Origin of the sequence: Limnospira sp. PMC 1279.21, from assembly GCF_032349615.1 — a bacterium.
Classification (GTDB): Bacteria; Cyanobacteriota; Cyanobacteriia; order Cyanobacteriales; family Microcoleaceae; genus Limnospira; species Limnospira fusiformis.
This window is the reverse complement of record NZ_JARPLU010000162.1, coordinates 1-10352: the sequence shown is the minus strand read 5'-3', so window position 1 is coordinate 10352 and position 10352 is coordinate 1. Positions and strand designations below refer to the sequence as shown.

Here is a 10352-nt window from a genome sequence, read left to right as displayed (position 1 = left end):
GGCTACCTGAAAGGGGGGCACGAAGCCCCCGTGCTTCAGCCGGGGGTGCTGACATCCTAACAGTAGGTGATTACATTAAACGATCGCACCCAAATTTTGTCTACGGATTGCCACAATAGAGGGCTTGGGGGGGTCTGTGGGGTTTTTACCTGGCCAGTTAGAGCCGATGGGAACCTCACGGGTTTGGATAAACTCCTGACCATCCAGACCAGTCATGGCAAACTCACGAAATTGGGATGCCATATTTTGGCGCTTACCATTATACTCTCCCGGATGTTGTACTGCCACAAATAGAGTTTGCTGATCGGGGCTAAAAAATGGTCCGCACAATTCACATTCCATGGGTCCGATCGCAAACAGATAGGCTTGACCCGCATCTGGTGGGGTGGTTGGTAAACACCACAGGGAGTTATTGCCATATATACCCATTAAATCTCTCGATGCTAAGGGTTCTCCGGCTTGATTTACCCGACCTGGGGGGACGGATTTGTTTTGAGAGCCAGTGCTAATATCTGTGACCATCCACAGATTACCTTGGCTATCAAACTCCAAATTATCTGGATTGCAAAATCCTAACCCACCTTGGAAAATTTCGCCACCCGCTGCCCACATTTCCCACCGAAATCTCAGCGCGTCCGGATCTCCATTATCCTCAATCAGACGAACTATCCATCCTGGGTCATGGGGAATAACTCCCCCTGGACCTTGAAAAATCCGCCCATCTGGTCCCTCACCATTGCGATCGCCACCTCCAGAGGTGAATGCTATATATAAGGAACCATCACCAGCAATCATAGTATCTTCTGGACGGGCGCAACAAGTAGCCCCGGCGGCACTAGCTGCTAAATGGGCATCAACCAGGATAGCACCCTGTTGGGTTTGCGAGTCGCCTAAATACAAATCTCCCAAGGTTTTGTACTGTTTCTTAAAGGCTTCGACTTCTTCATCTGTGGTAGCCACAAAACTGCCCCCTTCTGGGCGCAATGGTAAGGCTATGGCTCCCCCTATATGAACACTGGCTGGATCGGGGTTAACGGCTGTTTTAGCAGCCATAGGAATCCATTTTCCGGTTCCGTCTGGGTACAATTTGGCGGCGTATAGCATTCCGCTGGTCAATAGCCGAGAATTTTGGCGATCGCTTGGATCAATTACCCGGTCACTACTGACAAATTTATATAAATGTCCACTACGGCGATCGCATCCCGAATAGAAGGCTAGAGGTTTTCCGGCTGTTACCCTGACACCAACGGCTTCATGGCGATACCGACCCAGCCAAGTATGTTTAGTCCCATAATCTTCCGGGTCGGCTGGATTCACTTCTACAATCCAACCATATTTGTTCCCAGCTAGTCCTAAGACGTTACCCAGACCCCTGGTGGTAGAAAAGGGAGTCTCTGAAGGGGAAAAAGATGTACCATCGGGATGTACTGATTCGGTGACAAAACTCTGGAAGTTTTCCTCGGCACTTAATACTGTTCCCCAAGGGGTTGTTCCCCCCGCACAGTTAGCGAAAGTGCCAATAATTTTATCTCCGAGGCGATCGTGATAACCCCGTCCCCTCTGGCGAAAAACTGCCACCGCTGGACCTGTAGCCTTGAGATAGCGTCCATCAGTCCAACCAGAAATTCCGGTAATGCGGCGATCGACAGATGAGTAAGTCCGTACCCATTTCCCCTCACTATCTCGACCGAGGGAAATTACCCCCATTCCCATATCGATTAACCCTTCTTTAGAAATCTCCAGAATTGCTTGTCTGAGAGGGTCTTTTCCCGGCAAAGAAAAAGCATCAATACTCTGGCTTTGGGCAGCCTCTAAAGCCTGTTTAACCACCGCAATAGGTAAGGATATCCCTATCACTTCCTCGTAATTTTGTCCCCAGGTACCGCTAATATACTCAAAGTTAACAGTCAAAAAACCTTGATTTTCACCAGTTTGTACAAAGGACAGATAATCATTGTTATACCCACACCGAGAATCACCCACCGGGTCTCCCCAACTGGCGATTACATCATAGGTAAACCCTTCGGGAAGTACCAAATCATCAATTACCTCGTACTTACCATATTTTCGGGATATAGCTTGATGGTCTGCACCGCTGATTTGCTCATAGGTCGGTAAAGGCATAGGACCTTTGACCGATTTAAAACTAGGGGCAAACGAGGGTGTTTCTGTAGTTGATGAACCCAGAAAATTGCTCCGATATGGTTGCTCACAGCCTTTCAAAGCCGCCGCCCCCATACCCGCAGTAATAAACAGCAAAAAATCCCGACGATTACAAGAAGCCATAAATCTGCCTATTTCTCAAACCTTGGATAATTTTAACCAAACCGATAACCAAACCCTCTAACTGTAATGATATATTCTGGTTTACTGGGTTCAACTTCTAACTTTTCTCGCAACCAGCGAATATGAACATCCACAGTTTTACTATCCCCCACAAAATCTGTACCCCAAATTACATCTAAAAGTTGTTCACGAGACCAAACTCGACGGGGATAACTCAAAAATAACTCTAGCAAACGAAACTGTTTAGGTGAGAGTTGAACTTCCTCACCCCGAACTATCACCCGACATTCTTCTTGATATAGGATGATATCTTTATATTGAAGCATCACAGGTCCTGGAAATTTCCCTATTCTTTGGCGACGGATTAACGCACGACACCGAGCGATAAATTCACGGATACTGAAGGGTTTGGTCAGGTAATCATCCGCCCCTGCTTCTAAATAAAATGCACAATTGTTGGCGTTTTCTTTGTTGCCAATAATCAAAATTGGCACAGATTGACCATGATGCCGTAACATACGACACAGATCTAAACCATTGGTTGCATCTAGAATGAGAAGGCTAAAGGGAAACTCTCCGGTAACTGCTCCTGTATTGGAAATAGAAGGCAGGGCATCTCGGCTGTCTTGGGCAATCATGATTTTATAGCCTTGTTCTTCCAAAGCAATGGATAATATATCCCGCCACGGCTCCTCATTTTCCAGCAACAAGATATGTCCATTATCTATGACATCTGAGCGGTAAGACTTCTTACTCAAATCTGGGGAAAACATAAGTATTTATTCCTGGGTGAATGATGATGTTTGTCAAAACTTAGAAGATTAACCCCCAAGTTGGCTAGTTTTGAGGAAAATTAATCTATCACCATCCATCCGACAAAGGTATGTTCTCCATTATTTATGAGTTTGAGGAGTTGTGAGTGTCTGACAATGACAACCTTATGGTCGGGGTTGACCCGACCCGCAAGCACCTCACTTGTCTCTGACTCTGGCTTAATGGCCAGGTTGTTAAACATTAGTTTCCACCCCCAATCTGCCCGGTGTTGTTGAATGTTCGTGGATCATTAGTGGAGCTATGTTCCATCGTATTTGAGATGGGTTAACTTTAGGTAAAGGAAAAGTAATGTTTTGGTTAAGCTATGGGATTTGGTTAAAATGGTGTTGCTAGTGTCTAATAAATTTATAAAAATACACAAATAAATGCTGTTACACCTAAGCACATGGCCGGAAGTGGAGGCTTACCTCCAGCAGTCTACAGGGATTATCCTACCGATTGGATCAACTGAACAACACGGACCGACGGGGTTAATTGGCACTGATGCCATTTGTGCTGAAGCGATCGCTAAAGGGGTCGGGGAGGCTACCCAAGCCTTAGTCGGTCCTACGTTAAATGTGGGTATGGCACTCCACCATACTGCTTTTCCAGGAACCATCAGTTTACAACCTAGTACCTTGATTAGGGTAATCAAGGATTATATCACATTTTTGGCAAAAAGTGGGTTTACGACATTTTTCTTTATTAACGGTCATGGGGGGAATATTGCCACCCTCAAAGCTGCCTTTTCGGAAACCTATGCCCACTTAGCTGATCTTAACTTAGCAAATAGCGATCGCATTCGTTGCCGGGTTGGTAACTGGTTTATGTGTCCATCAGTGTATAAACTAGCTAAAGAACTTTATGGGCAGAGTGAAGGTTCCCACGCTACCCCCAGCGAGGTCGCAGTTACCCAGTACCTATATCCAGAGTCCATTAAAAAAGCATCCCTCAACCCTAATGTTGCTAAAGGTCATCCCATCTATGGTGCCGCTAACTTTCGCCATAACTATCCCGACGGTCGCATGGGTTCAGACCCCAGTCTAGCTACCCCTGACCATGGCAAAAAACTCTATGAGTTAGCGGTAAAGGAACTTAGCCAGTCTTATCTGGAATTTCTCAATCAAAGTGTTTTTTGATATTGGCGGCTGGGAAAATTAGTAGTTTAAAGATGATCTATCAAGGCTGGTCGTTCATCAACGCTACAATATTATAGGTACATATTAAGTACATATTAGGTACATATTAAAGGTAGCATTGGCATACTATAAAGTTTTGCCGTCTAATTTGAGCAGCTTGTTTCGGAGAAGAGAACAGTGCCAGAGTTATTGGAGTATTTTTGGAAACCCAATTTTTATATAGCTCACGGTCATTGTTACCTGTGGCAACCTTCCTTGGTGGCACTTCATGTCATCAGTGACGGGTTAATTGTCATTGCCTATTTCTCAATTCCGGCGATGCTAATTTACTTCGTCAATAAACGCAATGATCTGCCATTTTTAAATATTTTTAAGCTATTTAGTGCGTTTATTATTCTCTGCGGTATTGGTCATGGTTTCGACATTTGGACTCTGTGGTTTCCTAATTATTGGTGGTCGGGATTTGAACGAGCCATAACTGCTTTAGTCTCGGTATATACAGCCCTAGTGTTACTGAAAATATTACCCTATTTTTTGTCATTAAAAACTCCTGAAAAATTAGAAGCGGTTAATAATGAGCTGAAAAAGCAGATTCAAGAGAGAGAAAAAACCGAGGAAATTTTGCGGGCAATTGTGATGGGTACGGCATCAGTAACTGGGGCGGATTTTTTCCCGGCTTTAGCGCAGAACCTGGCTAGATGTTTAGATATACCCTATGTATTGGTGACGGAAATTGTCAGCGATCAGGAACCGATAAAATTACGAAATCTGGCTTTTTGGTCTCAGGATAATTTTGCCGATCATGGTGAATATGAATTACAAAATAGTCCTTGTCGGATAGTTTTGGATACTCAAGAAGTTTGCTTTTATCCAGACAATTTACAACAAACTTTTCCCGACAATAAATATTTTCAACACTTGAATGCTCACAGTTATTTAGGCATTCCATTAATGGCTCAAAATCAGAAAGCGATCGGGATTTTATCTATCTTAGACGTGAAACCTTTAGTCCAAGATGAATTAGCACACGCTGTCCTGAGTATTTTCGCATCGAGGGCAGCTACAGAACTACAAAGAAAATGGGCAGAAGAAGCGAAAAATAAAGCCTATGAAGATCTAGAAGTGAGGGTTGAGGAACGGACATCAGCTCTCAAAAATATTAATATTGCCCTAGAAAATCAAATTCAGGAGCGTATGGCTACAGAAATAGCTATGCAACTTATGGCAGACCAAGAGAGAGCTATTAATCGCGTGATTTCACAAATGCGACAAAGTTTAAATTTGGAGGTGATTTTTCAGGCGACGGTTAATGAATTGCGTCAGGTAATTGAAGTAGATCGCGCCCTAATTTATCGGTTCAATTCTGACTGGAGTGGGGTAATCATCAAAGAGTCTGTGAGTCCGGGATGGCGGAAAATTCTGACCGCAAATAAGGGAGAAGAAGTGACTACACAGAATACGGTAGATGAAGAAAATTGTATTGTTAAAAAGCTAGGTTCTTCCCACGAATTAATTGAGGATACTTACTTACAAGAAACCCAGGGAGGTTTTTACTCACGGTCAAAGAGTTGTTGTTGTATTGAAGACATTTACAAGGCTGATTTTTCGGATTGCTACCTGCGATTTTTAGAACAATTTCAAATCCGGTCATATATTATTAGTCCGATTTTTCAAGGATATCAACTTTGGGGATTATTGTGTGTGTATCAAAATGATGGTCCTCGAGAATGGAAAGCGGCAGAATCTAAGGTGGTTAGTCAAATTGCTAATCAGTTGGGGGTGGCTGTGAAACAGGCGGAATTGTTCGCACAAACTCAGCAACAGGCGGCGGAGTTGAAGCGGGTTGCGGATGCTGCTAATGTGGCTAACCGCGCTAAAAGTGAGTTTTTGGCTAATATGAGTCATGAACTTCGCACTCCCCTTAATGCAATTTTAGGCTTTACTCAATTGCTACAACGCGATCGCACTTTAGCAGCTAAACATCAAGAATATATTAAAATTGTCAATCAAAGTGGTCAACATTTACTAGAGTTAATTAATGATGTCTTAGAGATGTCAAAAATTGAGGCGGGACGGATTACTTGTAACCCGACTGAGTTTGACATTAAACGCTGTTTGCCAGCCATTCAAGTGATGTTACAACTCAAGGCTGAGTCGAAGGGATTAACTCTCAATTTTCAGGTGGAAGAGTCGGTGCCGAAATTCGTGAGGACTGATGAAAGTAAATTGCGCCAAGTTTTGGTTAATTTAATTAGTAATGCTATTAAGTTTACCCAGGACGGGGAAGTTAGTTTAAGGGTGTCAGTTGGTGGAGTTGATGAAGACCTAGGTTTATCTGATGAGGATTGGGTGAGTAATACCTACTTGCTGTTTGAGATTATAGATACTGGATGCGGTATTGCATCAGAGGAAATTAATGACCTATTCCAGGCATTTAAGCAAACCAAAGCGGGTCGAGAATCGCAACAGGGAACGGGTCTAGGATTAGTGATATCTCAGAGATTTGTTAACTTAATGGGGGGTGAAATTAAGGTAAGTAGTAAACCGGGTGAGGGTAGTTGTTTTAGTTTCCAAATTCCTGTGGGTGTGGCCGACCAGATGGTTGATGAATCCGAAAGTAAATTAAATCAGGCTTGTCGGTTAGCACGGGGACAAGAAGACTATCGAATTTTGGTGGTGGAAGATAACCCAGTTAATCGGTTATTACTAACTACACTATTGCAGGATGTGGGTTTTGAGGTTCAGGAAGCGGAAAATGGACAGGAAGCGATCGCAGTTTGGCAACAGTGGCATCCGCACTTAATTTTTATGGATATGCATATGCCAGTGATAGATGGGTTTGAGGCAACCCAATATATCAAACAGGCTGAAGTTGATAGTCTTCCGGTGATTATTGCCATTACAGCCAGTGCCTTTACGGAACAAAGACAAAACTGCATTAATGCCGGGTGTGATGACTTTATTAGTAAGCCATTTCGGCGGGAACAAGTGTTAGAAACCCTGACCAAATATTTGGGGGTCAAATACCAAATTGATGAACCGAATGCGATCGCCTCTACAGCGGTAGCTACTTCCGCACCTAAAAACCATGACCATTTAGCCATAAATCCAGAAACCTTCGCCATGATGCCAGCAGAATGGTTAGAGCAAATCCACTATGCTGCTCAATTAGGAAATGATCTGATGATCTTATCTTTGATCAAACAAATGCCCCCAGAGCATTCAGATTTAGCTGAAGCCTTAACCAGCATTGTGGAAAACTTCCAATTTGAGCGATTGTTGGAAATGTTTAACTCCGAGACTAACTCCGAGACTATGGAAAGCGATCGCTAACTAGCCACAGGCAAAATCAACCTTTCACGAGCCATAATTGCCTTGGGAAAAACCGCCTGAACTTCATGTTCAATTTGGTCAAGGAAATCATCTGAGTGGCTAGGGTCATGATGAAAAATCACCACCCGTGCCACATCCGCCGCCTCAGCGATTTTGACTGCTTCTTGCCAGGTTGAATGTCCCCAACCCACCTTGGGAGATTTAGGATTATGATATTCCTCATCAGTATACATAGCATCATAAATAAGGATATCAGCCCCCTGAGCCAATTCCAGCACATTCTCATCCAACCCATCAGGCAAATGTTCTGTATCGGAACAGTAGACCACAGTTCGTCCTTGCCAAGTAACACGATACCCCATAGCCGTATTAGGGTGATTAAGTTGTCCGGTTTCAATCTTGATATCATCAAGCATCATAGTATCCCCCGGTTTCAATTCATAAAACCTCAGATCTGCCTGTAACCCACTCAGGGGAATGGGGGAGTTGGGATGAAGTACGCGATCGATGAAATGCTTTTTCATCGATTCTCCATCTGGGGGGATAGTGCCATAGATATGAAAGCAGTTCCCTGGGGTAAAAGCCGGAGTAAACAGGGGGAAACCCTGGATATGATCCCAGTGGTAATGGGTAAAAAACATATAGGCTTCCATAGGCATTTGTGCGACTAGGGAATCACCCAAGGACCGCAACCCAGTACCACCGTCAAAAATCAGCCTTTTTCCGGCAATACGCATTTCCAAACAAGAGGTATTCCCGCCATAGCGGATAGTGTCTTTTCCTGGGGTGGGGATACTGCCGCGAACTCCCCAAAACTCCACCACAAAATCATCGGGATTTTGATCACAGGAGTCTGGGTTATCTCGACCAGTTGCCAACACAGAAGATGGTGTGATGGTTTCCATGTTTTAATCTTCAGGATGTAAAGTTCTACACTGACCGTGATGGCGCAATAGATGGTCACAGAGTACCAAGGCAACCATTGCTTCTACCATAGGAACCGCTCTGGGCAAAACACAAGGATCATGTCGTCCTTTTGCTGCCAGAGTGGTTTCGGAGCCCTCACGGGTGACAGTTTTCTGTTCTTTACGAATTGTAGCAGTTGGTTTGAAGGCAACTCGCAAAATTATCAGTTCTCCGTTAGAAATTCCCCCCTGGACACCGCCGGAACGATTGCTCAGGGTGCGGACGGCTCCAGTGTCATCAATATAAAATTCATCATTATGTTGACTACCTGTGAGCAGAGTACCAGCAAAACCAGAGCCGATTTCAAAACCCTTACTAGCGGGTAGGGACATGACAGCTTTGGCTAGGTCTGCTTCTAGTTTATCGAATACTGGCGAACCTAGTCCAGTAGGAGCGTTACGAACTACGCATTCGACTACCCCACCAATGGAGTCCCCCTGGTCTCTGATGTCTTCAATTAGTTGAATCATCTGTTGCGCCCTGTCGGGGTGAGGACAGCGGACTATATTGCTTTCGACTTGCTCAAGGGTAACCGTTGCCGGATCGATCGCTGCTTCTAGGTCTTTGATGCGTGTGACATAACCGATGATTTCAACATTGGCGACCTGTTTAAGGATTTTTTTAGCTATAGCACCTGCTGCTACTCTACCAATAGTTTCACGAGCGGAAGACCTACCGCCGCCTTGCCAATTGCGAATCCCATATTTAGCATCATAGGTGGCATCGGCATGGGAGGGGCGATATTTTTTCGCCATCTCATCATAATCCTGGGGACGGGTGTCTTTATTTTTGACCATGATCATGATCGGGGTTCCTAGGGTTTGCCCTTCAAATACCCCACTGAGGATTTCGCAGGTGTCGCTTTCTTTGCGAGGGGTGGTAATTTTGCTTTGTCCGGGTCGGCGACGATCTAATTCCTGTTGGATTTCTGAGATGTCCAGGGAGAGGCGGGGAGGACAGCCATCGATGATGACTCCAACCCCCCCACCGTGGGATTCACCGAAGGTGGTGATCCTAAATAAATGCCCAAATGTGTTGCCCATACTGGTCTTGTCTAAAAGGTTGTAGAGTCTCGATCCTATCAGATCTTGCACTATCAACGGACCGGGCTACAGTGGTTTATACTCGGAATGCTGCTGCCTCAATTAGTCTTCGTGATCCTCAAAGGGGTCACTGAGTTCTTCTGAAGGAGGACCGAAGGCGGTATAAATGGCATAGGCAGCGATCGCTACTACGGTAGCAGCTAGGGAAATGTTAAGAGCTATTGCAGGTTCCATGAGATTTGATTCAATTATGAGCCTTGTTCTTATATAATATTACGAAACATTAAAATTTGCTGTTCAACCCATTGATAAGGTGACTTATGGCACAAAGAACTTGGTTAGGCGATCGACTCAGACCCCTTAACTCAGAATATGGTAAGGTTGCCCCCGGTTGGGGTACTACTCCCCTGATGGGGGTTTTTATGGGGTTATTCTTCGTGTTTCTGTTGATTATCCTACAGATCTATAACTCCTCACTGATTCTCGAAAATGTTAGCGTGGACTGGGCCAACCTAACTCGCTAAGTTGAGAGTCCGGGAGAGCTTAATTTAATCGCAGATTAGTTGAACCAATTAGGGCGATGCGCTACCATACCAAGTATGGGTGCGAGACCTTCGGGTATGAAATAGAGCTGAAATGGGCGAAATAACTACCCGGTGAGGACTTCAACCCCTTGGTTGATTGGGTCGCATCCCTGACCATCCCATAACACAGCCTGATTTTTTGGCCCACCTTCGAGACTTCCAATATGGTTGCCAAGGTGAAGCGTCTA

Annotated in this window: 9 protein-coding genes; 3 read left to right on the top strand and 6 right to left on the bottom strand. The window is 44.6% G+C overall.

The features are described 5' to 3' along the window. Window positions 1-75: 75 nt before the first annotated feature. From P5683_RS19525 to P5683_RS19515, 3 genes are all read right to left on the bottom strand, one after another. Window positions 76-2286 carry an alkaline phosphatase PhoX gene (locus P5683_RS19525; protein ID WP_315640921.1) on the bottom strand — a complete coding sequence of 737 codons (2211 nt, stop codon included), beginning with the start codon at window positions 2284-2286 and terminating at the stop codon, window positions 76-78. Between the two features lie 32 nt (window positions 2287-2318). Further along, a complete protein-coding gene (locus tag P5683_RS19520) occupies window positions 2319-3059 on the bottom strand; it encodes a winged helix-turn-helix domain-containing protein (RefSeq protein ID WP_006670364.1) in 741 nt (246 codons plus the stop codon). 80 nt (window positions 3060-3139) lie between these two features. Beyond that, complete coding sequence (locus P5683_RS19515) at window positions 3140-3301, bottom strand: hypothetical protein (protein WP_006670365.1); 162 nt, start codon at window positions 3299-3301, stop codon at window positions 3140-3142. A gap of 184 nt (window positions 3302-3485) precedes the next feature. Here P5683_RS19515 and P5683_RS19510 point away from each other — a divergent pair, with 184 nt between their 5' ends. Next, window positions 3486-4238, top strand: a complete 753-nt coding sequence (locus P5683_RS19510) for a creatininase family protein (protein ID WP_006624567.1) — start codon at window positions 3486-3488, stop codon at window positions 4236-4238. Window positions 4239-4415: 177 nt separating this feature from the next. After that, on the top strand, window positions 4416-7571 hold the full coding sequence (locus P5683_RS19505) for a response regulator (RefSeq protein WP_315640917.1): 3156 nt from the start codon (window positions 4416-4418) through the stop codon (window positions 7569-7571). On the opposite strand, the gene P5683_RS19500 is transcribed toward P5683_RS19505, so the two are convergent. From P5683_RS19500 to psbN, 3 genes are all read right to left on the bottom strand, one after another. Beyond that, window positions 7568-8476: an MBL fold metallo-hydrolase gene (locus P5683_RS19500; RefSeq protein ID WP_006624569.1), complete on the bottom strand. Its 909-nt coding sequence runs from the start codon at window positions 8474-8476 to the stop codon at window positions 7568-7570. The genes P5683_RS19505 and P5683_RS19500 overlap by 4 nt on opposite strands. 3 nt (window positions 8477-8479) lie before the next feature. Continuing rightward, window positions 8480-9580, bottom strand: a complete 1101-nt coding sequence (gene aroC / locus P5683_RS19495; RefSeq protein ID WP_193520978.1) for a chorismate synthase — start codon at window positions 9578-9580, stop codon at window positions 8480-8482. Window positions 9581-9682: 102 nt separating this feature from the next. Continuing rightward, window positions 9683-9814 (bottom strand): photosystem II reaction center protein PsbN, encoded by a 132-nt coding sequence (psbN, locus tag P5683_RS19490; RefSeq protein WP_006618392.1) that lies wholly within the window; start codon window positions 9812-9814, stop codon window positions 9683-9685. 86 nt (window positions 9815-9900) lie between these two features. Here psbN and psbH point away from each other — a divergent pair, with 86 nt between their 5' ends. Continuing rightward, window positions 9901-10104, top strand: coding sequence for a photosystem II reaction center phosphoprotein PsbH (psbH, locus tag P5683_RS19485; protein WP_006618393.1), 204 nt, complete (start codon window positions 9901-9903; stop codon window positions 10102-10104). The last annotated feature ends 248 nt before the right edge of the window (window positions 10105-10352 follow it).